Source organism: Nonomuraea cavernae (assembly GCF_040655715.1).
Taxonomy (GTDB): Bacteria; Actinomycetota; Actinomycetes; order Streptosporangiales; family Streptosporangiaceae; genus Nonomuraea; species Nonomuraea cavernae_A.
Genome location: NZ_JBFAKL010000032.1, coordinates 40,398 through 66,804, shown reverse-complemented (window position 1 = coordinate 66,804; position 26,407 = coordinate 40,398). Strand labels below are relative to the sequence as shown.

The 26,407-nt window shown below is 71.7% G+C and carries 24 protein-coding genes; 7 read left to right on the top strand and 17 right to left on the bottom strand.

Features of this window, described 5'->3' with window-relative positions:
* Window positions 1-8: 8 nt before the first annotated feature.
* The 4 genes from AB0I38_RS34190 (at window position 9) to AB0I38_RS34175 (ending at window position 3,979) form a co-directional block, all read left to right on the top strand.
* The gene (locus AB0I38_RS34190; protein ID WP_358490284.1) at window positions 9-1,595 is read left to right on the top strand and encodes a serine/threonine-protein kinase; all 1,587 of its coding nucleotides are present in this window, start codon (window positions 9-11) and stop codon (window positions 1,593-1,595) included.
* Window positions 1,596-1,660: 65 nt separating this feature from the next.
* Window positions 1,661-2,323, top strand: coding sequence for an AzlC family ABC transporter permease (locus AB0I38_RS34185; protein WP_358490281.1), 663 nt, complete (start codon window positions 1,661-1,663; stop codon window positions 2,321-2,323).
* Window positions 2,320-2,631, top strand: coding sequence for an AzlD domain-containing protein (locus tag AB0I38_RS34180; RefSeq protein ID WP_358490278.1), 312 nt, complete (start codon window positions 2,320-2,322; stop codon window positions 2,629-2,631). Before AB0I38_RS34185 ends, AB0I38_RS34180 begins: the two co-directional genes overlap by 4 nt.
* Window positions 2,632-2,641: 10 nt before the next feature.
* Complete coding sequence (locus tag AB0I38_RS34175; protein ID WP_358490276.1) at window positions 2,642-3,979, top strand: serine/threonine-protein kinase; 1,338 nt, start codon at window positions 2,642-2,644, stop codon at window positions 3,977-3,979.
* Between the two features lie 9 nt (window positions 3,980-3,988).
* Here AB0I38_RS34175 and AB0I38_RS34170 read toward each other — a convergent pair whose 3' ends face one another.
* From AB0I38_RS34170 to AB0I38_RS34160, 3 genes are read right to left on the bottom strand one after another with little or no spacing between them, the layout of a single operon-like run.
* Complete coding sequence (locus AB0I38_RS34170; RefSeq protein ID WP_358490273.1) at window positions 3,989-4,918, bottom strand: RluA family pseudouridine synthase; 930 nt, start codon at window positions 4,916-4,918, stop codon at window positions 3,989-3,991.
* A complete protein-coding gene (lspA, locus tag AB0I38_RS34165; protein ID WP_358490269.1) occupies window positions 4,902-5,489 on the bottom strand; it encodes a signal peptidase II in 588 nt (195 codons plus the stop codon). The genes AB0I38_RS34170 and lspA overlap by 17 nt, the downstream gene beginning before the upstream one ends.
* On the bottom strand, window positions 5,453-5,842 hold the full coding sequence (locus AB0I38_RS34160) for a TraR/DksA family transcriptional regulator (protein ID WP_358490265.1): 390 nt from the start codon (window positions 5,840-5,842) through the stop codon (window positions 5,453-5,455). The genes lspA and AB0I38_RS34160 overlap by 37 nt, the downstream gene beginning before the upstream one ends.
* 455 nt (window positions 5,843-6,297) lie before the next feature.
* Between AB0I38_RS34160 and ileS the strand changes: the two genes are divergently transcribed.
* Entirely contained in the window at window positions 6,298-9,444 is a 3,147-nt protein-coding gene (gene ileS, locus AB0I38_RS34155; RefSeq protein WP_358490262.1) for an isoleucine--tRNA ligase, read from the top strand.
* Window positions 9,445-9,594: 150 nt separating this feature from the next.
* Here the strand turns inward: ileS and AB0I38_RS34150 are convergent, their stop codons facing one another.
* The gene (locus tag AB0I38_RS34150; protein WP_358490259.1) at window positions 9,595-10,083 is read right to left on the bottom strand and encodes a hypothetical protein; all 489 of its coding nucleotides are present in this window, start codon (window positions 10,081-10,083) and stop codon (window positions 9,595-9,597) included.
* Window positions 10,084-10,096: 13 nt separating this feature from the next.
* Here AB0I38_RS34150 and AB0I38_RS34145 point away from each other — a divergent pair, with 13 nt between their 5' ends.
* Window positions 10,097-10,480 (top strand): hypothetical protein, encoded by a 384-nt coding sequence (locus tag AB0I38_RS34145; RefSeq protein WP_358490256.1) that lies wholly within the window; start codon window positions 10,097-10,099, stop codon window positions 10,478-10,480.
* 972 nt (window positions 10,481-11,452) lie between these two features.
* Window positions 11,453-11,680 (top strand): hypothetical protein, encoded by a 228-nt coding sequence (locus tag AB0I38_RS34140; protein ID WP_358490253.1) that lies wholly within the window; start codon window positions 11,453-11,455, stop codon window positions 11,678-11,680.
* Between the two features lie 190 nt (window positions 11,681-11,870).
* Here AB0I38_RS34140 and AB0I38_RS34135 read toward each other — a convergent pair whose 3' ends face one another.
* From AB0I38_RS34135 to AB0I38_RS34075, 13 genes are all read right to left on the bottom strand, one after another.
* Complete coding sequence (locus AB0I38_RS34135; protein WP_358490250.1) at window positions 11,871-12,740, bottom strand: DivIVA domain-containing protein; 870 nt, start codon at window positions 12,738-12,740, stop codon at window positions 11,871-11,873.
* 108 nt (window positions 12,741-12,848) lie between these two features.
* Window positions 12,849-13,139: a YggT family protein gene (locus AB0I38_RS34130; protein ID WP_358490246.1), complete on the bottom strand. Its 291-nt coding sequence runs from the start codon at window positions 13,137-13,139 to the stop codon at window positions 12,849-12,851.
* Window positions 13,140-13,219: 80 nt separating this feature from the next.
* On the bottom strand, window positions 13,220-13,720 hold the full coding sequence (locus AB0I38_RS34125) for a cell division protein SepF (protein ID WP_358490244.1): 501 nt from the start codon (window positions 13,718-13,720) through the stop codon (window positions 13,220-13,222).
* 139 nt (window positions 13,721-13,859) lie between these two features.
* The gene (locus AB0I38_RS34120; protein ID WP_358490241.1) at window positions 13,860-14,552 is read right to left on the bottom strand and encodes a YggS family pyridoxal phosphate-dependent enzyme; all 693 of its coding nucleotides are present in this window, start codon (window positions 14,550-14,552) and stop codon (window positions 13,860-13,862) included.
* Between the two features lie 193 nt (window positions 14,553-14,745).
* Window positions 14,746-16,089 (bottom strand): cell division protein FtsZ, encoded by a 1,344-nt coding sequence (gene ftsZ, locus AB0I38_RS34115; protein ID WP_358490238.1) that lies wholly within the window; start codon window positions 16,087-16,089, stop codon window positions 14,746-14,748.
* A gap of 416 nt (window positions 16,090-16,505) precedes the next feature.
* Window positions 16,506-17,168 (bottom strand): cell division protein FtsQ/DivIB, encoded by a 663-nt coding sequence (locus AB0I38_RS34110; protein WP_358490234.1) that lies wholly within the window; start codon window positions 17,166-17,168, stop codon window positions 16,506-16,508.
* A gap of 103 nt (window positions 17,169-17,271) precedes the next feature.
* Window positions 17,272-18,672, bottom strand: a complete 1,401-nt coding sequence (gene murC / locus AB0I38_RS34105) for a UDP-N-acetylmuramate--L-alanine ligase (RefSeq protein ID WP_358490231.1) — start codon at window positions 18,670-18,672, stop codon at window positions 17,272-17,274.
* The gene (gene murG / locus AB0I38_RS34100) at window positions 18,669-19,745 is read right to left on the bottom strand and encodes an undecaprenyldiphospho-muramoylpentapeptide beta-N-acetylglucosaminyltransferase (protein WP_358490229.1); all 1,077 of its coding nucleotides are present in this window, start codon (window positions 19,743-19,745) and stop codon (window positions 18,669-18,671) included. Before murG ends, murC begins: the two co-directional genes overlap by 4 nt.
* An 11-nt stretch (window positions 19,746-19,756) precedes the next feature.
* On the bottom strand, window positions 19,757-21,043 hold the full coding sequence (ftsW, locus tag AB0I38_RS34095) for a putative lipid II flippase FtsW (RefSeq protein ID WP_436838803.1): 1,287 nt from the start codon (window positions 21,041-21,043) through the stop codon (window positions 19,757-19,759).
* On the bottom strand, window positions 21,040-22,404 hold the full coding sequence (murD, locus tag AB0I38_RS34090) for a UDP-N-acetylmuramoyl-L-alanine--D-glutamate ligase (protein WP_358490226.1): 1,365 nt from the start codon (window positions 22,402-22,404) through the stop codon (window positions 21,040-21,042). Before murD ends, ftsW begins: the two co-directional genes overlap by 4 nt.
* Window positions 22,401-23,459 carry a phospho-N-acetylmuramoyl-pentapeptide-transferase gene (gene mraY, locus AB0I38_RS34085; protein WP_358490222.1) on the bottom strand — a complete coding sequence of 353 codons (1,059 nt, stop codon included), beginning with the start codon at window positions 23,457-23,459 and terminating at the stop codon, window positions 22,401-22,403. The genes murD and mraY overlap by 4 nt, the downstream gene beginning before the upstream one ends.
* Window positions 23,456-24,877, bottom strand: a complete 1,422-nt coding sequence (locus tag AB0I38_RS34080) for a UDP-N-acetylmuramoyl-tripeptide--D-alanyl-D-alanine ligase (protein ID WP_358490219.1) — start codon at window positions 24,875-24,877, stop codon at window positions 23,456-23,458. The genes mraY and AB0I38_RS34080 overlap by 4 nt, the downstream gene beginning before the upstream one ends.
* Window positions 24,874-26,406 carry a UDP-N-acetylmuramoyl-L-alanyl-D-glutamate--2,6-diaminopimelate ligase gene (locus AB0I38_RS34075; RefSeq protein WP_358490215.1) on the bottom strand — a complete coding sequence of 511 codons (1,533 nt, stop codon included), beginning with the start codon at window positions 26,404-26,406 and terminating at the stop codon, window positions 24,874-24,876. Before AB0I38_RS34075 ends, AB0I38_RS34080 begins: the two co-directional genes overlap by 4 nt.
* Window position 26,407 lies beyond the last annotated feature (1 nt).

The window sequence follows — 26,407 nt, the reverse complement described above, 5'->3', positions numbered from 1 at the left end:
TGCGCCGCGTGGAAAGGCGGATCAGCGGCCGATACCGGCTCATCGCGCCGCTCGGCGAGGGCGGGATGGGCGTCGTGTGGCGTGCCTACGACGAGCTGCTCGACCGTACGGTGGCGATCAAGGAGGTCCGCTACACCGGTGTAGGCGACGCCCAGCTGGCCGACCTCAACCGCAGGACGATCAGGGAGGCCAGGGCGGCGGGCCGGCTCGACCACCCGTCGGTGGTCGTCATCCACGACGTCGTGGAGGAGGACGGCCTGCCGTGGATCGTGATGCAGCTGGTCAGGTCGCGTTCGCTGGCCGAGGTGATCCGCGAGAGCGGGCCGCTGACGGTCGGTCAGGCCGCGGTGATCGGCGGCCGGGTGCTCGACGCGCTGCGGGCCGCCCACGCGACGGGCGTGCTGCACCGCGATGTCAAGCCGGCCAACGTCCTGCTGGCCGACGACGGCCGGGTGGTGCTCACCGACTTCGGCATCGCCTCGCTGGAGGCCGAGGCGGGCCTGACCGCCACCGGCGGCCTGGTCGGCACGCCCGCCTACATGCCGCCCGAACGCCTCCACGGTGAGCCCGCGAGGCCCGAGTCCGACCTGTGGTCGCTCGGCGCGACGCTCTACACGGCGGTGGAGGGCGTGCCGCCGTACGAACGCGACTCGTGGGCGGCGACGGTCGCGGCGGTGCTGCGTGACGAGCCCAGGCCGCCCACGCGGGCGGGAGCGCTCCGCCCCGTGATCATGGGGCTGCTCACCCGCGACCCCCGCGCCCGGATGAGCGCCGACGAGGCCGCCGTGTTGCTGCGCAGGGCGTTCGGCGAGGCCGGCTCCACGGTCCCGGTCCGGCCGCGCCCCCGGCGGGGCGGCGCGCGCCCGGTCGTCGTGGTCTCCGTCCTGGCCGCGACGGCCGCGCTGGCCACGGGCGCCGTGCTGGCGATCCGCGGGGCGGGCGCGCCGGACCCCGGCCCCACCGCCCTGGCGAGCGCCACCCCTCAGACCAGCGGTCCCTCCACCGGCGACCCCGTTCCGGCTTCCAGCGGGCCGACTCCCACCACCGGCCCGACTCCCACCGACCTGACACCCACCGGCCCGACTCCCACTGGGCCGGCGACCTCCGCGGCGCCCACCCCGTCCGCGACCGGCCAGGAGGTGCCCGCCGGCTGGCGCGCCCACCGCGACACCGACGGCCGGTTCTCGATCGCCGTCCCCCGCGACTGGCAGGCCAGGAAGCATCCCGTGAGAGACAGCGTCAGCGTGACGCGGCCCGGCTCGCCGGCGACCCTGATCGTCGAGTGGACCGTTCCCGAGCGTCCCTGGACCGACCCCGCACGCCACTGGAAGAGCCTGGAGAAGGTGATCCGCGACCGGGGCGAGTTCACCGCCTACCGGCGCATCGCCATCGATCCCACGACCTACCTCGGCCGCCCGGCCGCCGACTGGGAGTTCACCCGGCAGCGCGACGGCACCGTGATCCATGTGATCAACCGCGGTTTCCGCACCGCCGGCGGCCGGCCGTTCGCCATCTACTTCGAGACCACCGAGTCCCGCTGGGAGCGGGACCGCGGCTACTTCGACACCTTCGTCCAGACGTTCAGGCCGTCGTAAGAGGCGCCCACAGACGGTCGACCGACGAACGCTTCCAAATTCGGACAGCACATAATCTGTCTAACATGGACACAATAGGCGATCGTTCCGCCGCGATCCGGGACGGTCTGGGAGTGGGCGTGGCCGTCGGGCTGTCCGGACTGGCCTTCGGCGCGGCGGCCATCACCGCCGGCCTGAGCGTGGCGCAGGCGTGCGTGCTGAGCCTGCTGACGTTCACCGGCGCCTCCCAGTTCGCGCTGGCCGGAGCGATCGGCGGAGGCGGCAACCTGGTCGCCGCGTCCGCGGGCGCGCTGCTGCTCGGCGGCCGCAACACCCTGTACGGCCTGCGCATGGCCGACCTGCTGCGGGTACGCGGCCCACGCAGGCTGCTGGCCGCGCACGGCGTGATCGACGAGACCGCCGCCGTCACCCTCGCCCAGCCGAACCCGGCCGCCGCGCGGGCCGGATTCACCGCGACGTTCGCCAGCCTGTACATCACCTGGAACCTGTCCACCCTCGGCGGGGCGCTCGGCACCTCGTTCCTCGGCGACCCGGCCGTGCTGGGTCTGGACGTGGTCGGCCCCGCGACCTTCCTGGCGATCCTGTGGCCTCGGCTGGCCGTGAGCGCCGAGCTGCGGTGGCTGGCGCTCGGGGGAGCGGCGATCGCGCTCGCCGCCACCCCGTTCCTCCCGCCGGGCGTCCCGGTGCTGCTGTCGGCCGCGGCCGTGCTCGTGGTGATGGCGCGATGACGCTGTGGTGGGCCATCGCCACCGTCTGCCTGGGCTGCTACGCGCTCAAACTGGCCGGGCTGGCGGCGCCCCGGCGGATCCTCGACCATCCGGTGGTGAGCCGCTTCGCCGAGCTGGTGCCGGTGGCGCTGCTGGCCGCGCTGATCGCCGTGCAGATGTTCAGCGAGAACGGCGAGCTGCGTTTCGACCTGGCCCGCACGGCCGGGCTGGGCGCGGCCATGATCGCCCTGCTGCTTCGCGCGCCCTTTCTCGTCGTTCTGGCCACGGCGGCCGTGATTACCGCGCTTGCCCGGAGCTTTCTCGGGTAGTCAGGCCCGCATGTCCGAATCTGCGGGACTTGTCGGTGGGCGCTACCGACTCGTCAAGACCATCGGCTCGGGCGGCATGGGCACGGTGTGGCAGGCACATGACGAGGTGCTCGGCAGAGACGTGGCCCTGAAGGAGATCCACCCGCCCCACGAGCTGAGCGGTCCCGAACGCGACGAGTTCAACGTCCGGACCTTCCGCGAGGCCCGGGCGGCGGGACGCGTCGCGCATCCCGGCGTCGCCGCCGTCTACGACGTGCTGGAGGAGCACGGCCACCCCTGGATCGTCATGCAGCTGGTCCCCTCCCGCACCCTGGGCGAGCTGGTACGCGACGAGGGTCCCCTGTCCCCCACCGAGACCGCGGCCGTCGGCATCCAGCTGCTGGAGGCGCTGCGCGCGGCGCACGCGGCGGGTGTCCTGCACCGGGACGTCAAGCCGGACAACGTGCTGCTGACCGACTCCGGCCGGGCGGTGCTGACCGATTTCGGAATCGCCACCACCGAGGACGAGGCTCCCGTCACCAGGACCGGCATCCTCGTCGGCACGCCCGCGTTCATGGCGCCGGAGCGGGCGGCGGGCGGGCGGGCGCACGCTGCCTCCGACCTGTGGTCGGTCGGCGTGACGCTCTACGTCGCGATCGAGGGCCGCTCCCCGTTCCAGCGCCCGCACGCCCTGGCCACGCTGGGCGCGGTCATGCACTCCGAACCCGATCCGATGGCCCGCGCGGGCGCCCTCGCACCGGTCGTGCTGGGGCTGCTGCGCAAGAACCCGGCCGAGCGGCTGTCACTGGACGAGGCCGAGCGGCGGCTGCACGCGATCATGACCGGGGCCGCGCCCGAGCCGACCGCGCCCCAGGACGCGCCGCCGCCTGCCCCCACGCGCCCGGCCGGCCCGAACCGCCGGATGCCGCTGGCCGTGCTCGCGGCCGGCGCGCTCGTCGTCGCGCTCACGACCGGCGGCATGGCGTGGTTGTCGCACCGCGACTCCGGTGCCCGCCCGCCCGCGTCGCCGCCGGTCAGCGGCCCTATCGCGACGCCCTCCAGCTCGGGACCGACTCCGGCACCCACGGACGCGCCGCCGGAGCGGACGGTCACCACTCCGGGAGATCGGCGGGTGCGGAACAGCGGGCCGCCGTCCGGCTCGCCGGAGGGCCGGCCGGAGTCGTCCGGGCCCCGCCAGGAGACCTCCCGCAAGCCCGACCGCGAACCCACCAGGAAACCGGACCCCACCAAGTCGGCGTCCGACGACGACAAGCCCGCCTCGACGACACCCGGACAGGTCGACCCCTCCGGCAACGGCCGCACCGGCAAGAAGCCCAAAAAGGGGAAGAAACCCAAGAAGGACGACTGAGCCGCGGGCTCAGGACTCGGCGCGGACGATGTCGAGCGCCTTCTGCAGGTCGTCGGGGTAGTCGGTGCCGAAGGAGATCCACTCACCGCTGCCGGGATGCTCGAAGCCGAGCGCCACCGCGTGCAGCCACTGGCGGGTGATGCCCAGCCGGGCCGCGATCGTCGGGTCGGCGCCGTACATCAGGTCACCCACGCACGGGTGGCGCAGCGCCGACATGTGCACCCGGATCTGGTGGGTGCGGCCGGTCTCCAGCTTGATGTCGAGCAGCGACGCCGCCCGGAACGCCTCGATCGTGTCGTAGTGGGTGATCGACGGCTTGCCGCCCGCGACGACCGCGAACCTGCCGTCGCCGGACGGGTGCCGGTCGATGGGCGCGTCCACGGTGCCCCGGAACGGGTCGGGATGCCCCTGGACCAGCGCGTGGTAGCGCTTGTCGACCGTACGCTCCTTGAAGGCGCGCTTCAGGTGGGAGTAGGCGCGCTCACTCTTGGCCACCACCATCGCGCCCGTGGTGTTGGCGTCGAGCCGGTGCACGATGCCCTGGCGTTCGGCCGCGCCGCTGGTGGTGATCGTGTGACCGGCGCCGAGCAGCCCGCCGAGCACGGTCGGGCCGGTCCAGCCGACGGTCGGGTGGGCGGCCACCCCGATGGGCTTGTTGACCACGACGATGTCGTCGTCCTCGTGGACGACGCGCATGCCGGGCACCGGCTCGGCGACCGGCATCGGCGCCACCACCGGCGGCGGAAGCGTCACGTCGAGCCAGGCGCCCGCGTGCACCCGGTCGGACTTGGCCGGCTGCCGCCCGTCGACCAGCACCTCGCCGGCGACGATCAGCTCGGCCGCGCGGGTGCGGGAGAACCCGAACAGACGGGACAGCGCGGCGTCGAGCCGCTCGCCCTCCAGCCCGTCGGGCACGGGCAGACTACGCTGCTCGGCCACTCTTGCCCTCCCTCGTGCCGTCGATCTGGTAGCCCCGCCAGGCCAGGACCACGGCCAGGATCCCCCCGCAGACGATCGCCGAGTCGGCGATGTTGAACACCGGGAAGTAGTCGATGACCGGGAACCTGCCGGGCAGCACCTCGACGAAGTCGACCACGTGCCCCTGGAACTGCGTGTCCCTGCCGATCCCCGACGGGTAGCGCAGGAGCCGGTCGGTCAGGTTGCCGAGCGCCCCGCCGAGCAGCAGGCCCAGCGTGAGCGCCCATGGGACGCTGCCCAGTTTACGGGCGGTGCGGATGATCGCGACCACCACGCCCACGGCGATGAAGGTGAAGACGATCGTCATTCCGGTGCCGATGCTGAAGGCGGCACCGGAATTGAAGATCACTCTGAACTGCAGCACGTCCTCGATCACGACCAGCGGCGGCTTGCCCTCCAGGGCTCGCAGCACGAGGGTCTTGGTGATCAGATCGGCCGCGTAGATGACGACGGCCAGCCCGACGAGGACGGCGGTGAGGCGGCCGCGCCGCCCGCCTACCGGCGTTCCTCCCTCTGCTTGCAGGCCACGCACAGCGTCGCCCTCGGGAACGCCTGCAGACGTTCCTTGCCGATCGGCTTGTGGCACGATTCGCACACTCCATAGGTCCCTGCGTCGATCCTGGCGATCGCACGTTCGTTCTGCGCGACCAGGTCGCGTGCATTCAGGGTAAGGGCGATCTCGCGTTCGCGCTCGTACGTCTTGGCTCCGGCGTCCGCCTGGTCGTCACCGGCCCCCTGGGTCACATCGCCGGAGGCGATCTCCGACTCGTGCCGGAGGATGTCGGCGTTGAGTTCGTCGATCTCCGTCTTCAGCGCGCCGCGTACCTCGGCCAGCTCCTCTTCGGACCACATCGACGGTGTAGCGGTCTGCGTGACTGCCGCCATGGCTGCCTCCATTGCTGATCAAGGCCGTGAATGGTGCGGGCAGCTTAGGTGCCCCCATAACGGAAGGACAAACGACCCGCCGGGCCGTTTACCTCTCCCGTACTATCCCGCCCCGCGCTGTCAACTCCTCCTCCGCCGCGTCCATTCCCTCACCTTTGACGGCGTTTACGACTTCCGTACCGGAGAGTGGATCGTCACCGGCCAAACCAGGAAGCCTTTGCTTCCGACCTGCGTTATGGTGTGAAGGCTGCAAGGCGTCGATGGGGCCCCGAATGTGAGGGACATCACCCCGGAGCCGCCGGAAGAACGGCTTCCCCGAAGCTCACTAGACCCGGCCGCAGCCCGAACGAAGAGGGTCTCTCCGAGGCCAAGAAGGGTGGTACCGCGGGGCCGCACGCCGGCTTCGTCCCTTCACGCAACCCTGTCACCAGTGATCGCGTGGAGGCCCGCCCGAGATGTCTTCCCCTACGTTCCGCTCTCTTCCCGCGCAGGTCGACCTGCCCGCGCTCGAGCGTGAGGTCCTCGACCGGTGGCGGGACGGCAAGATCTTCGAGCGTTCCGTCGAGCAGAACGACGGCAACCCGGCCTGGGTCTTCTACGAGGGCCCGCCCACCGCCAACGGCCTGCCCGGCGTCCACCACGTCGAGGCCCGCGTCTTCAAGGACCTCTTCCCCCGTTACAAGTCGATGCGGGGCTTCAGCGTGCCGCGCAAGGCCGGCTGGGACTGCCACGGCCTGCCGGTCGAGGTCGGCGTGGAGAAGGAGCTCGGCCTCGCCGGCAAGAAGGACATCGAGGACTACGGCATCGCCGAGTTCAACGCCAAGTGCCGCGAGTCGGTGCTGCGCCACGTCGACGCGTTCGAGCAGATGACCGAGCGGATGGGCTACTGGATCGACCTGTCCACGGCCTACCGGACCATGGACCCGTCCTACATCGAGTCGGTGTGGTGGTCGCTCAAGGTCGTCTTCGACAAGGGCCTGCTGTTCCGCGACTTCCGCATCACCCCCTACTGCCCGCGCTGCGGCACCGGCCTGTCCGACCACGAGCTGGGCCAGCCGGGCGGCTACGAGACCGTGTCCAGCCCGTCCGTCTACGTCCGCATGCCGGTGACCTCCGGGCCGCTGGCCGACCTGGACGCCTCGCTGCTGGTCTGGACGACCACGCCGTGGACTCTGGTGTCCAACACGGCGGTGGCCGTGCACCCCGACGTGACCTACGTCGCCGCGCGCACCCCCGGCGGTGAGGTGCTGGTGGTGGCCGAGCCGCTGCTGGGCGTGCTCGGCGAGGGCGTCACCGAGGTCGCCCGCCTCACCGGCCGCGAGCTGGAGCGCACCACCTACTCCCGGCCCTTCGACCTGGTCGACATCCCGGGCTCCCACTATGTGGTGCTCGGCGACTACGTCACCGTCGAGGACGGCACCGGCCTGGTCCACCAGGCGCCGGCGTTCGGCGCCGACGACCTGGCCGTGACCAAGCGCTACGACATGCCGGTGGTCAATCCGATCGGCCCCGACGGACGCTTCCTCGACGACGTGCCGATGGTCGGCGGGCAGTTTTTCAAGGACGCCGACGAGGCGCTCACCGACGACCTGCGGGACCGGGGCCTGCTGTTCCGCGGCGGCCACTTCGAGCACAGCTACCCCCACTGCTGGCGCTGCCACACCCCGCTGCTCTACTACGCGCTCCCCTCCTGGTACATCCGCACCACAGCGGTCAAGGACCAGCTGCTGGCCGAAAACTCCACGACCAACTGGTACCCCGAGACGATCAAGTGGGGCCGGTTCGGCGAATGGCTGCGCAACAACGTCGACTGGTCGCTGTCGCGCTCGCGCTACTGGGGCACCCCGCTGCCGTTGTGGGTGTGCTCGGCCGACGAGTCCCACGTGACGTGCGTGGGCTCGATGGACGAGCTCGGCGCCCTGGCCGGCCGCGACGTGTCGGCGCTCGACCCGCACCGCCCCTACGTCGACGACGTGACCCTCCCCTGCCCCACCTGCGGCGCCGAGGCGCGCCGGGTGCCCGACGTCATCGACGCCTGGTACGACTCCGGCTCCATGCCCTTCGCCCAGTGGGGCGCCCGGGGCAAGCCCGAGGGCGTCTACCCGGCGCAGTTCATCTGCGAGGCGACCGACCAGACCCGTGGCTGGTTCTACTCTCTGATGGCCGTCGGCACCCTGGTCTTCGGCCAGTCCTCCTACGAGAACGTGCTCTGCCTCGGGCTCATCCTGGCCGAGGACGGCCGCAAGATGAGCAAGCACCTCGGCAACGTGCTGGAGCCCATCTCGCTGATGGACGAGCACGGCGCCGACGCGCTGCGCTGGTTCATGGCCTGCTCCGGCTCTCCTTGGGCGGCCCGGCGCGTGGGCCACAACACCCTTGAGGAGATCGTCCGCAAGGTCCTGCTGACCTACTGGAACACCGCCTCCTTCTTCACCCTCTACGCGGGCGCCGAGTCGTGGTCGCCCGCGATGCTCGCGGACGCGCCGCCCGCGTCCGAGCGCCCGTTGCTCGACCGGTGGGCGCTGGCCGAGCTGCACCGCACGGTGGCCGACGTCACGGCCTCGCTCGACGAGTACGACACCCAGCGCGCCGGCCGCAGGCTCGCCGAGTTCCTCGACGACCTGTCCAACTGGTACGTCCGCCGCTCGCGCCGCCGCTTCTGGCAGGGCTCGCGGGAGGCGTTCGCGACCCTGTACGAGTGCCTGGAGACGGTCACCCGGCTGATGGCGCCCATCGCGCCGTTCGTCACCGACTACCTGTGGGACGTGCTGCGTGCCGATGACGCCCCGTCCTCGGTGCATCTGGCCTCCTGGCCGGCCGTGCGGGAGGACCTGCTCAATCCGGCGCTGTCGGAGCAGATGGCGCTCGTCCGCCGCCTGGTGGAGCTGGGCCGCTCGGCTCGCGCCTCCTCCGGCGTCAAGACCCGCCAGCCGCTCGGCCGCGCGCTCGTCGGAGCGCACGGCTGGCCGTCCCTCCCGGCCGAACTGCGCGATCTCATCGCCGACGAGCTCAACGTCCAGGCGCTGGAGGACATGTCCGGCTTCAGCGCCGATCTCGTGTCCTACACGGTCAAGCCCAACTTCCGTGCCCTCGGCAAGCGCTTCGGCTCCCAGACCAAGCTGGTGGCCGCCGCGGTGACCGCCGCCGACGCCACCACCCTGGCCCGCGCCCTGCGGTCCGGTGCCACGGTGACCGTGGAGGCGGGCGAGCTGGGGCCGGTCTCGCTGGGCCCCGACGAGGTGATCGTCACCGAGCAGCCCCGTTCGGGCTGGGCGGTGGAGACCGGCGCGGTCGACACGGGCACCGGCGAGACGGTCGCGCTCGACCTGGAGTTGACCGACGAACTGCGCCGCGCCGGCCTGCTGCGCGAGGTCATCCGCCTGGTGCAGGAGGCCCGTAAGTCCACGGGCCTGTCCATCACCGACCGCATCGACCTGTGGTGGACCGCCGCCGGCCCCGACCTCGCCGAAGCCCTGCGCTCCGGCACGGGCCCGGTGGCGGAGGAGGTGCTGGCCACGTCGGTCACGGAGGGATCCGAGCCCGGTCTGCCCTCCCACACCGACCCGGACCTCGGCCTGACCTTCCAGCTCCGCCGCTCCTGACGGCCTTTCGCACGGGCGTGCTCTCCCATGGGGAGCACGCCCCTGCCATCTGATCACCACTCGCCAGGACTCCTGCGGCACGTCCTGCGAGACTTAAGACACGTCCTGACGTTCCTGCGGCGGGTGCTCGGGACTGTCGAAGGTTAAGGCTCAGCCAGCCGTTTCGCGGTCGCTCTGGCAGACCGAGCAACTGGTCAGGCCCGCCGTCTCCGCCTGGGCGAGGGTCATGGTCTCCACGCCGCTGTCACCGGCGCCCCTGATCAGCGGGCAGTCGGTGCCGTGGTAGCGGCGGGTTCCGGAGATCACCTTCACGGTGGCGGCCCGCTCCTTGGCGGGCGTCTCCTTGCCGGACTCACCACCAGCGCGTTCGCCACCCTCGGCGTCCTTGGCCGCCTCAGTGCCCTTAGCGCCGGCGCCCTTGGCCGCCTCAGTGCCCTCAGACCCCTTGGCGTCCTGGGCTCCCCCAGCGGCCGCACCCTTGGCTCCTGCGACGGCCGGGCCCTTATCCGCGCCGGAGAACGCCGCGGTCTTGCCGACCGCCTCTTCACCGACAGTTTCTTTGCCGGTGGTCCCCTTGCCCGACGTGTCCTCGCCGCCGGATCCGCCCTTACGTTCGGACCCCGAGGCCGGTCGTGTCAAGGGTGCGGCCGGCGTGCTCGAGGTAGCGCCGGTCGGCAGCGGGCCCCGCGGCCTGGCAGCGGACTCGGCCGCCGACGCCGGACGCGCCGGCACCACCCTCTCCTCCGAACGCTGCTCAGCGCCCGTAGCACCAGAAGTCCGCGAGCCATCGGTCCCAGCACGCCCGGCGGCCGACCCACCAGACGGCCGCGATCCCCCGGCCCCAGCCTCGCGCGACACCTCGGCCGCACGGACCGGCCGCGAAGGGAAGCGGGCGGTCTCCTCGGGCTCGGGCTCGGACCCGGTGCCCGCCGACTCGTCCCGGTCGGGCGACGACTCGTCCCGGTCGGGCGACGACGCGGACCGCTGGGACTCGCCCGGAGCACCGGCTCCGGAACGCTGCCCCGGGGTTCCCTGACCCTCCGGCGACGCTCCCGGGCGTTGTGACTTGCCCTGGCCACCGGCAGTGGAACCACCGGAAGACGAGGACCGTGGCGACTCCGCGGGGGAACCACCCCCGGCCCCTCCCGGACGCGCGGGCGCGGACTCGATCGGCTCTCCTGTGGCGGACACCGCCCGCTGGGGCCGAGTCGCGGGGCCCTGGTCGGTCAAGTCAGCCTCGGACGCGGCTGCGGAGGCGCGAGCAGGCTGCCCCGAACGTTCGGATCGGCCCGATTCGGGCGACACCCGCTCAGCACGCCCCTGCTCGCGTGACGGACGCTCAGGACGCCCCTGCTCAGATGATGGACGCTCAGGACGTCCCTGCTCGCGTGACGAACGCTCAGGGCTCCCTGTGGGGGCGGAGCGGTCAGCGCGGGAGGAGGATGCGGCGGCATCCGCTCGGGAGTCGCGAGGACCCTGGCGGAAAGCCGCGGAAGTCGTCTGGCCGGAGTCTTCCTCGCCGGGCTTGGCCCCGAGAGAGGGAGGTCGTTTGGCGGGGCCACCGGAGGACGAGCCCTGCACGGGATCCGCCGGACGCCCGAACCACCCGGCCGACCGGTCTTCGTGGGAGGCGGCGGGGTTGGGTTCCGGGCTGGGGGTGGAAGCCCGGGAATCGGGCTTCGGCCGGGCCATCGGTTGCCTGTCCGTGCTCGGAGCGCCGGGGGCACGCGATTCATGGACAAGCCCGGGACGGGCGGGATCCGAGCCGACGGACTCGGAACGGGCGGACTCGGAACGGGCGGGCCCAGAGGGGGCGGGCTCAGAAGCGTGAGCCCGGCTCTCCGTGGACACGGCCGGGTCGGCCTCGGGCGGCACCTGTCGTCCGCCGAGCGCCGCGTCGGGCAGGCACGTGGTGCAGGGGGTGAACCCTTCCTCCCGTGCCTCTTCGTACGTGAGCTCCTCGTGACCTCGTCCGGCCAACTGGCGGCAGCCTGGAACGTGGTAACGCTTGCGCCCGGGAATCACCAGGACGATCGAGTCCGGGGAGACCCCCCTCGCCGCAGGGCGGCGGGCGATGGGCGCGGGCATGGTCACCGTCTGCTGCGTCAGCTGCGGACGCGCGGCCGACGGCGCCCCCATCGGGCCGGTCTGGGCGTGCGAAACCCCGGGCGGTACGAGGCCCACCGGCGGCCTGACCGGCTCGGCGGCCTGCCCACCACCAGGGAACAACTCATGACGCCGCAGGAACACACCGATCACGAGGAACAACGCGGACAGCACGCTGGCCACGATGGACCACATGATCAGATAGACCTTGGCCAGTACGAAGCCCGCGATCAGTAACACGACCGCCGCGAGCACCAAACCAGCACTGATAAGGATCACAGAGGGCTCTTTCGAGTGACGGGTCTTATTGACCCGCTACTTTACCGGCGGTCGTTGTGGGGACCGTCGCCACCGGGGAAAGCGCCCTGCGGAGCCTCGCCACCGAACGGGTTGGGACCACTGGGAAGAGGCGGCTGCCCTCCCTGGGACACCGCGTGCGACATGGCCGGAGCCACACCCGCGGGCCCGCCCGGCATCACCGGAAAGCCACCGCTGCCCTCGGCGGAGACGTTGAGCTCGGCGAGCTGATTCTCCAGGTAGAGCTTGAGACGGCTGCGGTATTCGCGCTCGAAGCTACGCAGCTCCTCGACCTTGCGCTCGAGCTCGTCACGCGTCTGGACGAGGGAGCCCATGGCCTGGCGGTGGCGCTCCTGCGCGTCGCGCTCAAGCGTCTCGGCGCGGGCCCGGGCGTCGCCGATGACCTGCTCGGCCTGACGGCGGGCCTTGGTGAGGATCTCGTCGGCCTCGCGGCGGGCACGGGTGACGGTCTCGTCGGCCTCACGGCGGGCGTCGGAGATCGCCTGGTCGGCGGTCTGCTGGGCAAGCGCCAGCACGCGGGCCGCGGTGTCCATGTTGTCCTCGACGGGAGGCATGTTCATGGCCACGGGCATCGGCTGCTGCTGCGGCTCGGGCGCCTTCATGGGCTCCGGCTGCGGCGGCATCATCATCATCTCGGGCTTCGGCCCTTCCTGGACCGGCGCGGAGGCCATGGGCATGTTCATGCCACCCGGAACCTTCCCACGCAGGCACTCGCCCAGTTTGGCGCGAAGCTCCTCGTTCTCTTGGATCAGGCGGTCAAGCTCAGCCTCGACTTCGTCGAGGAAGGCGTCGACCTCTTCCTCGTCGTAGCCCGGCCGAAGCCGGGTCGTACTGAATTGCTTGTTCCGCACATCAGCGGGCGTCAGCGGCATCTTTGGCTCTCCTTGGCGCGCTTGGAGTCTGTCCGGAGGGACGGTAGAACCCGAATCACTTCAGCGCGGACACGAGTTGGATCTCGACCGGTGCCCCGCCAGCCCCCGTCACCCGCCCAGCGATTGCGCGATTTGCAGCAAGATCAGGACGACGATGAAGAGCACTGTGAAGCTTAGGTCAAAGGCCACCGTACCCAACCGGAGCGGAGGAATGAAACGGCGGAGGAACTTGAGGGGTGGGTCTGTTGCGGTATATGTGACTTCGGCAAGCACCAGGACGACCCCCGAGGGCCGCCATTGGCGGGCGAACGCCTGGACCGTCTCAAAGATCATCCTGCCGATGAGCAGCACCAGGTAGAGCGCCAGGATGATGACCAAGATCTGACTTACGATCCCCACGGTCTCGCCGTGCCTCCACTTCTCATGTGCCCTCCGGGCCTCGGCGAGACCAGGCTGGGTGCGATAGACATACAGAGACTCTAACTCTGGTTGAAGAACCCGCGCTCCGCGATTCGGGCCTTGTCCTCGGCGGTCACCTCGACATTGGCTGGGGACAACAGGAACACCTTGTTGGTAACACGTTCGATGCTGCCGTGTAGGCCAAAGACGAGACCTGCCGCGAAATCAACGAGCCGCTTGGCGTCACTGTCGACCATCTCGGTCAAGTTCATGATCACCGGCGTGCCGTCGCGGAAGTGCTCGCCGATCGTCCTCGCCTCGTTGTACGTGCGGGGGTGCAGCGTGGTGATGCGGGCCAGATCGGTCGTGCGGCGCTCCAGGACGGTCGTCGTGGGCCTGGGCGCGGAGGCCCCGGGGTCGGCGTCGTCGTCGCGGTCCTGGACCGCCACGGGCCGTTCCTCGCCGGCACGCGGGGAGTCGTCGTCGTAGGCGTACTCGTCGGGGTAGCTTTCGTACCTCTCGTAACGGTCGTCCTCCACGAGACCGAGGTAGACCGCCATCTTGCGCATCGCGCCGGCCATCGCTACGTCGTCCTCCTGCTCATGGTCGCACTCGCTCGGGCCAGTCGCCGGGCCCGAGGCGGTAGGCGTACCCCCTTGAAGCTCACCGCTGATCGACCTCTACTGGGTAGGCGGGCCTGAAGGCCCACTTGACGGGACATTACCTGACGAAGGGCTTGCGACGGCCGAGCAACGCCGTACCGACCCGCAGGTGTGTCGCGCCGTAGGCGACCGCCTCGGCGAGGTCCTCGCTCATGCCCGCCGAAATCATCGTGGCACGCGGGTGCCGCTCCTGTACGGCGAGGGCCACTTCCTGCAGCCGGGCGAACGCCTTGGCCGGCTCCTCGCCCAGCGGGGCCACCGCCATGACCCCGCCCAGCCAGACGTTGTCGTAGGCGGCGATCTGGTCGGCGAGGTCGAGCACGTCGCCCGGCATGGCGCCACCCCTGCCGGGGTCGTCGTCGAGTGAGACCTGCACCAGGCAGCCGATCTCGCGCCCCTGGCGGCCGGCCTCCTTGCTGACGGCCGCGGCCAGCCTGAGCCGGTCGACCGAGTGGATCACGTCGGCGTAGCCGATCACCGAACGCACCTTGTTGCTCTGCAGTTGCCCGACGAAATGCCAGGTCAGCGGCAGCCCGGCGAGCTCGCGCGCCTTGGGCGCGGCCTCCTGGTCGCGGTTCTCGCCGACGTCGCGCACACCCAGCTCGCACAGGATCCGCACGTCCTCGACGGGGCGCGTCTTGGTGACCGCGATCAGCGTGACCTCGCCGCGGTCGCGTCCCGCCGCCTGGCACGCCTCCCCGATCCGCTGTTCGACCTCGGCCAGCCCGGCCGCGATCTCATCCCGCCTCATCACGCTTCTCCCTTTTGTATGCGCTTACCCCATTGTTCGGTACGACGGCACCGCGCGCCCGCGGACCGCACATGATTGTTCTGCACGGACGGCTCGGCGAGCCCATGGGCCCCGGGGGACGCAGTGACCCCACACACGGCGACGCCGCTCCGCCGTACCAGAAGGGGGGCGGAGCGGCGAGGTGCCGGGTGGGTCACTTGAGGAAGTCGGGGACGTCCAACTCCTCCTCCTGCTCCTCGAAGACCACCGGACGACGTTTGCCGGGCTCCGACATGCGGGAGGTGATGGGGGTGGGCGGATTGGCGGGCTCGGGCGTGGGCCGCGGGATCGAGACGGGCGGCTCCTCGGCGACCGGCTCGGGCGCCGCGGCGGGCCCGGGAGCGCTCTCCATGGGGCGCACCGGCTCAGGCCGGGGCTCCGGGCGAGGGTCGGGCCTGACCTCGGGGCGGGGCTCGGGACGCGGATCGTGGCGCGGCGCCGGCTCGGCCTTGACGGTGGGCGTCGCGGCGCGTGGCGGCGTCACGGGCGGCGCCGAGGCCGCCGCGGCCGGACGGCTCTGCGGCCGCGGCAGCGGCTTCTCCACCGGCGGCGGCACGTCGTCGAAGCCCGCGGCGATGACGGTGACCCGCACCTCGTCGCCCAGGGCGTCGTCGATGACCGTGCCGAAGATGATGTTGGCGTCGGGCGCCGCGGCCATCGAGACGAGCTGGGCCGCCTCGTTGATCTCGAACAGGCCGAGGTCGGAGCCACCGGCGATCGACAGCAGCACGCCGTGCGCGCCGTCGATGCTGGCCTCGAGCAGCGGGCTGGAGACGGCCATCTCCGCGGCCGCGACCGAGCGGTCGTCGCCGCGCGCGTGGCCGATGCCCATCAGCGCCGAGCCGGCGCCGGACATGACCGACTTGACGTCGGCGAAGTCGAGGTTGATCAGGCCGGGCGTGGTGATCAGGTCGGTGATGCCCTGCACACCCGACAGCAGCACCTGGTCGGCCGCCTTGAACGCGTCGAGGACGCTGACCTGCCGGTCGGAGATCGACAGCAGGCGATCGTTGGGGATCACGATGAGGGTGTCGACCTCGTCGCGCAGCGTCTCGATGCCGGCCTCGGCCTGCGAGGCCCTGCGGCGGCCCTCGAAGCTGAACGGCCGGGTGACGACTCCTATCGTCAGCGCGCCGAGCGACCGGGCGATGTTGGCCACGACGGGCGCGCCACCGGTGCCGGTGCCACCGCCCTCGCCGGCTGTGACGAAGACCATGTCGGCCCCCTTGAGGACCTCCTCGATCTCCTCGCGGTGGTCTTCGGCCGCCTTGCGCCCCACATCAGGGTTGGCGCCAGCGCCCAGTCCGCGCGTGAGCTCGCGGCCCACGTCGAGTTTGACGTCGGCGTCACTCATCAGCAGCGCCTGGGCGTCGGTGTTTATCGCGATGAACTCGACGCCCTTGAGTCCCTCTTCGATCATCCGGTTGACGGCGTTGACTCCGCCGCCGCCGATGCCGACGACCTTGATGACCGCGAGGTAGTTCTGCGGTGCTGCCACGACGAGGGGCCTTTCCGCTCGTTGACTTGCCATTTCGGTGCGGATCGACTCCGCGTTCTCTCACTTCGTTAACTCTCAACCTCAAGTTGAGATTCAGATTTATGTCAACCTGAGGATTGATACGGACAGTAGGAGTTACGCTCTGGGTGGGTCAACTAACCGCGCCGCAAGCGCGTCCGGCGTGTCGCGGGCTGTCCGATTCGCTCTGCCGTCACGCCAGGTCCGGGCACTCCTGCGCTACAGGCTCTCACGCCGCGGCCCCACCCGTGGACAGGCTCGGCGACCCCCGCGCGCCGAATTCGCCGGGCCGTGACACCGAAAAACCGCGGTGCCCGGCGGAATGTGAGTCATGTCCCATAGACGCCCCACCGCCGGTGCCGGATCACCGCCGCGGCCGGCGCATCGGCCGGGCGCGCTCATTTCAGGGTCACCACGTCCGGCGAACTCACATCGAAGACGTCGGCCTCGCGCCGCAGCAAGGTGGTCAGGATGCGCGCCTTGTCGTCGCCCCTGTCGGAGCCGCCCCAGATGACGGTGCGGCCGTCGGACAGATCGAACGACACGTCCTCGGCCGACGTGGCCCGCACCTGCCGCACCTTGCCCGCCAGGGAGCCGGGCAGGCCGCGGATGACCTGGAGTGCCGCCATCGTCGCCGGATCGCCGGCGGCCGGCCGTTCGACCTTGAGCACGGGCAGCAGGGGCGGGGCCATGTCCCTGACCTCGATGACCACGCCGTGCCCGTCGACGACCGCGGCCTTGCCCCCGACGTAGAGGGCGGCGACCGGCTCTCGCTCGATCACCTCGATCTTGAGCGTGCCGGGCCAGACCCTGTCGATCTTCGCCGTGGCCAGCTGCCGGATCGCCATCACGCGGCTCTCGACCTCGTCGAGGTCGACCGTGGCCAGCGGGTGCAGCTTGGCCACTCCGGCCTGCCGTTCGATCTGATCGGAGGGCACTGTGAGATTTCCCACGATCTCGATCGAGCGGACGCCGAGCACCGGCGACCAGAACACCAGCCAGGCGGCGCTGCCCACCACGCCGGCGGTGAGCAGCACCAGGAACGCGGTCCGCGCCTTCATCTCTCCCCTGGATCCGTAGCCGTGGCCCCGAACCTACGCCGCGACCGCCCCGTGGCTGCCGAGGCGCGCCCAAAGGCGGCGAACACGTCGCGCACCGGACGGGTCAGCGGGCGGACAGCTCGGCCAGGATCTGCGGGCCGAGCTCGGTCACGTCACCCGCGCCCATGGTCAGCACGATGTCGCCCGCCCGGGCGTGGGAGGCCGCCAGCGCGGGCACCGCGGCGCGGTCGGGCGCGTAGGCGACCCGCTCGGCCGGCAGTTGAACCCGGCCCGCCACCAGAGCGCCCGACACCCCCGGCTCGGGATCCTCGCGGGCGCCGTAGACGTCGAGCACGATGGCCACGTCGGCCAGGCCCAGCGCGGAGCCGAACTCGTCGGCGAAGAACCTGGTGCGTGAGTAGAGGTGCGGCTGGAAGATCGCGATGACCCGGCCGGTGCCCGAGTAGGAGGCCACCACGTCGCGCGCGGCCCGCAGGTCGGCGGCCAGCTCGGTCGGGTGGTGGGCGTAGCTGTCGAACACGGCCACGCCGCCCGCCTCGCCCTTGGCCTCGAAGCGCCGCTTGGCCCCCGTGAAGGTCGCCAGCCCGTCTCTGATCTCCTCGAACGGCAGCCCCAGCTCCTCGGCCACGGCGATCACCGCGGTGGCGTTGAGCGCGTTGTGAGCCCCGGGCACGGGCAACCGGACGTCGCCCCGGCCCTCGATGCTGAACAGGGTGCCGAACCCGTCGGGCCGCACGCCGCTCACCCGGACCTCGCCCGTCTCGCCGTAGGTGCGCACGCGCAGGCCCCGGGCCCGCGCGTGCTCGGCGAGCTCCACCGCGCCCGGGTCGTCGGCGCAGACGATGAGCAGCGACCCCACCCGGTCGGCGAACCGCGCGAAGCCCGCGTGCACCGCCAGCGGGTCGCCGTAGTTGTCGAGGTGGTCGGCCTCCACGTTGGTCACCACGGCGATGTCGGGCGCCAGCATGAGGAACGAGCCGTCGCTCTCGTCGGCCTCGGCGACGAACACCTGGCCGGAGCCCTCGTCGGCGCCGAGCCCGGTGGTGACGAGCTGGCCGCCGACGCAGTAGGACGGGTCGGCGCCGCACTTCTGCAGCGCCACGGTCAGCATCGAGGTGGTGGTGGTCTTGCCGTGGGTGCCCGCGATGGCGATGGCGGTGCGCCCGGCCATCACGGAGGCGAGCGCGGCGGCCCGCGGGATGACCCGCAGCCCTTGCTTGAGCGCCTCACCCAGCTCGGGGTTGGAGTCACGGATCGCGGTGGAGACCACCACGGTGTCGACGTTCCTGATGTGCGAGGCCGCGTGGCCGATGTGCACGGTCGCGCCCAGCTCGCGCAGCTCGACGACCTGGTCGGAGCTGCGGGAGTCGCTGCCGGACACCCGCACACCGCGTTTGAGCAGGATGCGGGCGATGCCTGACATGCCGGCGCCGCCGATGCCGATGAAGTGCACGTGTCCGAGATCGCCCGCGGCGACGGGATCCACCAGCTTGACCAGGCTCATCGAGCTATCTCCAACACTTTCCGCGCGAGCATGACATCGGCGTCCTTGCGCCCCAGCTGGGCGGCGGCTTCGGACATGACGGCGACCCGCTCGGGGTCGCGCAGGATGGGCAGCACGTTCTGAATGATCCAATCGGGTGACAAGTCGGAATCGTCGACCATGAGACCACCGCCGCCCACGGCGATGCGCTCGGAGTTGACGCGCTGCTCGCCGTTGCCGTGCGGCAGTGGCACGTAGGCGGCGGGCAGGCCCACCGCGGTCAGCTCGGCGCAGGTGAGCGCGCCGCCGCGGCACAGTGCCAGGTCGGCGGCCGCGTAGGCGAGGTCCATCCGGTCGATATAGGGCAGAAGGACGTACTGCGGATCGCCGGGCGGCGGCTCCCGTTCGACGGTGTTCTTGGGGCCGATCACGTGGAGCACCTGCACGCCCGCCGCCCGAAGGGCGGGCGCGGCGGCGAGCGCGGCCTCGTTGATCGACCTCGCCCCCTGGGAGCCGCCGAACACGAGCAGCGTCGGCCGGTCGTTCTCCAGCCCGAACCAGGAACGAGCCTTGTCGCCCATGGACAACCGGTCGAGCGCGACGATCTCACGCCGCAGCGGGGTGCCGATGTAGGTCGACCTGGCCAGCGCGGCGTCGGGGAAGCCGGTGAAGACGTGCTCGGTGAGCCGCGCGCCCAGCCGGTTGGCCAGGCCCGGGCGCGGGTTGGCCTCGTGGACGACGATCGGCAGGCCGCGGCGCTTGGCCGCGAGGTAGGCGGGGGTCGCCACGTAGCCGCCGAACCCGACGAGGATGTCGGCCGACACCCGGTCGAGGATCGCGGCCACCGCGTTGACCGCGCCCGCCAGCCGCCCCGGCACGGTCAGCAGCCGCGGCGTCATCGCCCTGGGCAGCGGCACCGCGGGCACCAGCTCCAGCTCGTAGCCCCTGGGTGGGATGAGCCGGGTCTCGAGCCCGCGCTCGGTGCCGACGCAGGTGATGCCGATGTCCGGGTCAAGCCGGCGCAGCGCGTCAGCAAGGGCGAGTGCGGGCTCGATGTGCCCGGCCGTCCCGCCACCGGCGAGGACCACCCTCATGTCGACTCCCTCTAACGTCTCGCTCGGCCTTTTTTGTTCATGTCCCCCAGGCCAAGCCAGCTTAGGGCCCGTACGACCGGTCCGGGGCCACGCGCGGCCAGAGCTTCACGCGCCCCGGGCTCACGTTTGGCGAACGACAGCAGCATGCCCAGCGCGGCCAGCGTGGGCAGCAGCGCCGAGCCGCCGTAGGACACCAGCGGCAGCGGGATGCCGGTGATGGGCAGCACGCCGAGCACGGCTCCGATGTTGACCATCCCCTGGCCGACGATCCAGGCCACGCTGGCGGCGGAGGCGAGCCGGATGAAGGGGTCGTTGACCCGGCCGGCGACCCGCAGCCCGGCGTAGCCGAGCAGGCCGAACAGCGCGACCACGACGAGCGTGCCCATCAGCCCCAGCTCCTCGCCGAGGATGGCGAAGATGAAGTCGCTCTCGCCGTGCGGCAGCCAGCTCCACTTCGCCCTGCTGCTGCCCAGTCCGAGCCCGAACCAGCCGCCGGAGCCCATCGCGATCTGCCCCTGTACGGCCTGGTATCCGGCGCCCTGCGCGTCGGCCCAGGGGTCGAGGAACGCGCTGATGCGGGCCATCCGGTACGGCTCGACCCTGATCATGATGACCGCGGCCAGCACGGCGAGCGCCAGGATGCCGCCGAACAGCTTGACCGGCGCGCCCACCACCCACAGCAACGCCAAGAAGATCATGAGGAGCACCAGGGTGGTGCCGAGGTCGCGGCCGAGCATGACCATGACGGCCAGGATCGCGGTGCCGGGCATGAGCGGGATCAGCAGCTGCCGCCACTCGATCCGCCCCTTCCGTGCCCTGCGGGCCAGCAGGTCGGCCCCCCAGAGCGCGAGCCCGAGCTTGGCGGGCTCCGACGGCTGGATCGTGAACGGCCCCACGTAGATCCACCGCTGCGCGCCCAGCTCGGACGAGCCGATGAACAGCACCATGACCAGCGCGATGATCGACAGCGCCATCAGCGGGTAGCCGGCCCAGCGGAAGAACCGGTGCGGCAGCCGGGAGCACGCCCACATGATGGGCACGCCGATGGCCGTCGACAGCGACTGCTTGATGAACCACGAGAACGGGCTGCCGGTCTTCTCCAACGCCTCGATGCTGGAGGCGGACAGCACCATCATCAGCCCGAGCGCCAGCAGCAGCGCGCTGCACCCGATGATGAGGTAGTAGGTGGTCAGCGGCTTGCCCAGCAGCTCTCTCAGCGCGCGGCGCTGCTCTCGCAGCCATCCGCCCGGCCCCTCGACCGCGCTCCGCCGCGGCGTCTCCTCGGTCGTCGCGCTCACGTCGCGGCCTTCAGTTCGCGTACGGCTCTCGCGAAGGCCTCCCCCCGCGCCGGGTAGTTGGCGAACATGTCGAGCGACGCGCCCGCCGGGGAGAGCAGCACGGTGTCACCCGGCGAGGCCAGCCGGGCGGCTTCGGAGACGACGTGGTTCATCACCCCAGTGTCTTGGCCCGAGATGTCCACGACGGGGATATTCGCGGCGTGTCGCGCGAGAGCTTCGGCGATCCGGTCGCGGTCGACGCCCAGCAGCACCGCGCCGCGCAGCCGGGGGGCGGCCCGGCGCACCAGCTCGTCGACGTCGGCGCCCTTGAGCTGACCGCCCGCGATCCACACGATCGAGGGGTAGGCCGACAGCGCGGCGGCGGCGGCGTGCGGATTGGTGGCCTTGGAGTCGTCGACGTAGTCGACCTCACCGACCCGGTCGACGAGGGACATGCGGTGCGGGTCGGGCACGAAGTCGCGCAACCCCTGGCGTACGGCCCCGGCCGGCACGCCCACGGTGCGGGCCAGCGCGGCGGCGGCCAGGGCGTTGGCCACGTTGTGCGGCGCGAACGGGTGCACGTCGCCCAGCGTGGCGAGCTCCTCGGCCTCCTCGACCGGGTCGTCGACGAACGCCCGGTCGACCAGCAGGTCCTCGACCACGCCGAGCTGGCCGGGCCGGGGCACGAGCAGGGTGAAGCCGACGGCTCCGGGATGCGGCCCGGCCAGCCGCGCCGCCTCGGGGTCGTCGGCGTTGTAGACCACGGTGCCCGCGCGCTCGAAGATCCGGGCCTTGGCCGCGGCGTAGGCCTCCATCGAGCCGTGCCAGTCGAGGTGGTCGGGCGCGACGTTCAGGATCGCGGCGGCGTGCGGGGCCAGGCTGCTCGACCAATGGAGCTGGAAGCTCGACAGCTCCACCGCCAGCACGTCGTACGGCTCGCCCACGGCCTCGACGACGGGCACGCCCACGTTGCCCACGGCGACCGCCTCCCGGCCGGCGGCCAGCAGGATCGAGGTGAGCATGCGGACCACGGTGGTCTTGCCGTTGGTGCCGGTGAGCGCCAGCCAGGGGGCCGCGTGGGCGGGCCGCTGCCGCCAGGCCAGCTCGACCTCGCCCACCACCTCGACGCCCGTCTCCAGGGCGGCGGCGATCAGCGGGTGGTGCGGGGCCCAGCCGGTGGTGACCAGGCGGGTGACGCCCTCGGGCAGCTCCATCGGGCCGAAGCGGACCTCGACGCCGCGCCGGGCGAGCTCGGCCGCGACGACGCGCTGCCGCTCGCCCTCCTCGGCCTCGACCACCACGACCGGCTCGCCCCGCGCGGCCAGCACCCTCGCCACCGCGGTCCCGGAGACGCCGAGCCCGGCGACGCAGGTGAGGCTCATGCCTTGGGCATCCACTCGACGTAGAACAGGCCGAGACCGAGGGCGGCGCACAGCATGGCGATCAGCCAGAAGCGGACCACGATCGTGGTCTCCGCCCAGCCCTTCAGCTCGAAGTGGTGCTGCAACGGCGCCATCCTGAACACCCGTTTACCGGTCATCTTGAAGAAGCCGACCTGGATGATCACCGACAGCGTGATGATCACGCAGAGCCCGGCGAGGATGATCAGCAGCAGCTGGGTACGGGTGGCGATGGCCAGGCCCGCCAGGACGCCGCCGAGCGCCAGCGAGCCGGTGTCGCCCATGAAGATCCTGGCCGGAGGGGCGTTCCACCACAGGAACCCGATCAACGCCCCGAGCACCGCGGCGGCCACCACGGCCAGGTCGAGCGGATCTCGCACCCAGTAGCAGTTGGGGCCGAGCTGGTCGATGCAGTTGTTGCGGAGCTGCCAGTTGCCGATCAGCACGTAGGCGGCCAGCACCACGCCGGTCGCGCCGCTGGCCAGGCCGTCGAGGCCGTCGGTGAGATTGACCGCGTTGGAGAAGCCGACGATCATCACGAGCACCCAGATGGTGAAGCCCACGATGCCGATCGACGGCCCGAAGTCGCGCAGGAACGACAGCCGGGTCTCGGCCGGGGTGATGCCGTAGACGTTGGCCTGCCGGGTCACCAGCACCGCGAAGATCGCGCCGACGACGAGCTGGCCGAGCGCCTTGGCGCCACTGCGCAGGCCGAGACTGCGCTGCTTGTAGATCTTGATGAAGTCGTCGAGGAAGCCGACCGCGCCGAGCCCCGTCATCAGGAACAGCACGAGCAGTCCCGAGACCGTCGGCGGCGTCAGCGTCGCGAGGTGGGAACCGCCGTAGGCGAGCAGCGAGGCCAGCACGATCACCGTGCCGCCCATGGTGGGGGTGCCGCGCTTGTCGTAGTGGCCCGACGGGCCCTCCTCGCGGATCTCCTGGCCGTAACCCCGCCGGGAGAACAGCCGGATGGCCAGAGGTGTCCCGAGCATCGACAGGATCAACCCGACCGCACCGGCGATGATGATGTTGGTCACTGGGGGGCACCCCCGAGCAGCAGCTCGGCCGTCGTCTCCAGGCCCATCGCCCTGGGCCCCTTGATCAGCACCACGTCACCCGGGCGCAACCAGCCCGAGAGCTCGGCCGCCGCCGCCCGCGCGTCCTCGACGTGCGCGATCGGCAGGTCGCCCTCGGCCACCGGCCCGCCGTTGGACCGGGCCGCCCGCGCGGCTCCGAAGGCGCCCTCGAGCACCGGGGTCGCGTCGGGGCCCGCGACGATCAGACCCGACAGGCCCGCGCCGCCCGCCAGGCGGCCCAGCTCGGCGTTGAGCTCGGGGCTGTCGTCACCCAGCTCGCGCAGGGCGGCGATGACGGCGAACCGGCGACGGCCCGCCCCGAGCACGCCGAGCGCCTGGAACGCGGCCCGCATCGAGTCGGGGTTGGCGTTGTAGGCGTCGTTGATGACGGTGACGCCGTCGGGCCGGTCGGTGACCTCCATCCGCCACCGGCTGCGCGGAGTGGCCTCCGACAGCTCCTCGGCGATGACGGCGACGGGCAGGCCCAGCTCGTAGGCCGCCGCGGCGGCGGCCAGTGAGTTCTCCACGGCGTGCTCGCCGTACAGCTTGAGGTTGACGGACGCGGCGCCCGACGGGGTGCGGAGCGTGAAGGAGGCGCGCCCGCGCTGGTCGATGGTGACGGCCTCGGCGCGGATGGCCGCCTCGGGGCCGCGCCCGAACAGCGTGACGCGCGCGCGGGTGCGGGAGGCCATCTCACGCACCAGGGGGTCGTCGGCGTTGAGCACCGCGACGCCGGTCTGCGGCAGCGCCTCGACCAGCTCGCCCTTCGCCCGGGCGATGGCCTCCTTGCCGCCGAACACGCCGAGGTGGGCGGTGCCGACGTTGAGCACGACCCCGATGCGGGGCGGCGCGATGCGGGTCAGCTCCTTGATGTGGCCGATGTTGCGGGCGCTCAGCTCCAGCACCATGTAGCGGGTGTCGAGGTCGGCCTTCAGCACCGTCAGCGGGTGGCCGATCTCGTTGTTGTACGAGCCGACCGGCGCGATGGTCGGCCCGATCCGCGCGGTCAGCCTGGCCAGCAGGTCCTTGGTGGTGGTCTTGCCGGCCGAGCCGGTCACGCCGATCACCGTCGCCTCGGGCAGCGACGCGGCCTGCGCGGTGGCGAGCGCGGCCAGCGCGGCGGCGGTGTCGGGCACGATCACCGCGGGCGCGTCGACCGGCCGGGAGGCCAGCACCGCGACGGCGCCCGCACGGACCGCCTGGGCCGCGTAGTCGTGGCCGTCGACCCGCGCGCCCTTGAACGCGACGAACAGCGAGCCCGGTCGCACGTCACGCGAGTCGATCACGACGGGGCCGCGCACCACCGCGCGAGGGTCGGCCATGCCTGACAGGGCGCCCGAGGTCATCTCGGCGATCCTGGCCAGAGGCAACGGGATCATGCGTGCTTCCTGCTTTCCTTGCGTGCGTCGATCGCTGCGGCGACCACTTCGCGATCGTCGAAGGGGATCACCTCGCCTGAAACGTACTGGCCCTGCTCGTGACCCTTGCCTGCCACGACGATCACGTCGCCCCGCCCGGCCCGGCCGATCGCCAGGCCGATCGCGTCCGCGCGGTCGGGCTCAATGATCACATGAGCGCGGTCCTGCCGGGGAACGCGGAGCGCTCCCTCCATCATCGCGGCCAGGATGTCCAGAGGATCCTCCGAGCGAGGATTGTCGCTCGTGAAAATCGCCACATCCGCCAGCCGGGCGGCCGCCTCGCCCATGAGCGGGCGCTTGCCGGTGTCCCGGTCGCCGCCGCAGCCCAGCACGACCGTGAGAGTGCCGGCCGTCACCTCGCGCAGCGAGCGCAGCACCGACTCGACCGCTCCCGGTTTGTGAGAGTAGTCGACGACGGCCTGGAACTCGTCGCCGGCGTCCGTGACCCGCTCCATGCGGCCGGGCACCCCGGTGAGGGTGCCGACGCCGTGGACCGCCGTCTGCAGCGGCACTCCCGCCTCGACCAGCGTGACGATCGCGCCGAGCGCGTTGGCGACGTTGAACGGGCCGGGCAGCGCGATCTGCGCGTCGGCCTCGACGCCGCCGGGGCCGAGCACCCGGAACGTGCTGCCGTCGGCGCCGAGCCGGGTGTCGACCGCCCGCCACGCGGCGCCGGGGTCGCCCAGCGCGGAGAAGGTGGTCATCGGCACCTTGGCCCGGCCCAGCAGCTCGCGGCCGTGCGGGTCGTCGAGGTTGGTCACGCCGGTGCGGCACAGCTCGGGCTGGAACAGCCTCACCTTGGTCGCGAAGTAGTCGTCGAAGTCCTTGTGGAAGTCGAGGTGGTCCTGCGACAGGTTGGTGAACAGGGCCACGTCGTAGAAGACGCCGTCGACCCGGCCGAGCGCGAGCGCGTGGCTGGAGACCTCCATGGCGGCGGCGGTGACGCCCTGCTCGCGCATCAGGGCGAACAGGCCGTGCAGATCGGATGCCTCCGGGGTGGTCAGCCGGGGCTCGAAGCGGACCTCGCCCGCGTGGATCTCGACGCCGCCGACCAGCCCCGTGACGTGGCCCGCGGCGCGCAGCCCGGCCTCGATCAGGAACGTGGTGGTGGACTTGCCGCTGGTGCCGGTCACGCCGAGCACCTGGATCTCCTGGGCCGGCCGGCCGTAGACCCAGGAGGCGACCTGGCCGAGCACGGCGCGCGGATCAGGCACGACCAGCACGGGCAGCCCGGTCTCGACGGCCTCGGCGCGGCCCTCGGGGTCGGTCAGGACGGCGACCGCGCCGGCGGCCATGGCCTGCGCGGAGAAGCGGGCGCCGTGGACCTGGCCGCCGCGCAGCGCGACGTAGAGGTCTCCGCGCCTGACCTGGCGGGAGTCGATGGTGACGCCGGTCAGCGCGGCGTGGGGCGATCTCGACGAGCCGGAATCGGCGTCGAGCAGGGCCGCCAGCCCGGTCAGCGGGCGGGGCGGACTGGTCGTTGGACGCATA

Coding starts and splice junctions, on each gene's coding strand:
- ileS (WP_358490262.1), top strand. CDS start 6,298: ATGTCTTCCCCTACGTTCCGCTCTCTTCCCGCGCAGGTCGACCTGCCC.
- murD (WP_358490226.1), bottom strand. CDS start 22,404: ATGAGCCTCACCTGCGTCGCCGGGCTCGGCGTCTCCGGGACCGCGGTG.
- AB0I38_RS34160 (WP_358490265.1), bottom strand. CDS start 5,842: ATGGCGGCAGTCACGCAGACCGCTACACCGTCGATGTGGTCCGAAGAG.
- AB0I38_RS34110 (WP_358490234.1), bottom strand. CDS start 17,168: ATGAAGGCGCGGACCGCGTTCCTGGTGCTGCTCACCGCCGGCGTGGTG.
- AB0I38_RS34135 (WP_358490250.1), bottom strand. CDS start 12,740: ATGCCGCTGACGCCCGCTGATGTGCGGAACAAGCAATTCAGTACGACC.
- AB0I38_RS34175 (WP_358490276.1), top strand. CDS start 2,642: ATGTCCGAATCTGCGGGACTTGTCGGTGGGCGCTACCGACTCGTCAAG.
- murG (WP_358490229.1), bottom strand. CDS start 19,745: ATGAGGGTGGTCCTCGCCGGTGGCGGGACGGCCGGGCACATCGAGCCC.
- AB0I38_RS34125 (WP_358490244.1), bottom strand. CDS start 13,720: ATGGCCGGCGCGATGCGCAAGATGGCGGTCTACCTCGGTCTCGTGGAG.
- AB0I38_RS34120 (WP_358490241.1), bottom strand. CDS start 14,552: ATGAGGCGGGATGAGATCGCGGCCGGGCTGGCCGAGGTCGAACAGCGG.
- AB0I38_RS34080 (WP_358490219.1), bottom strand. CDS start 24,877: ATGATCCCGTTGCCTCTGGCCAGGATCGCCGAGATGACCTCGGGCGCC.
- AB0I38_RS34075 (WP_358490215.1), bottom strand. CDS start 26,406: ATGCGTCCAACGACCAGTCCGCCCCGCCCGCTGACCGGGCTGGCGGCC.
- murC (WP_358490231.1), bottom strand. CDS start 18,672: ATGAGCCTGGTCAAGCTGGTGGATCCCGTCGCCGCGGGCGATCTCGGA.
- AB0I38_RS34185 (WP_358490281.1), top strand. CDS start 1,661: ATGGACACAATAGGCGATCGTTCCGCCGCGATCCGGGACGGTCTGGGA.
- AB0I38_RS34180 (WP_358490278.1), top strand. CDS start 2,320: ATGACGCTGTGGTGGGCCATCGCCACCGTCTGCCTGGGCTGCTACGCG.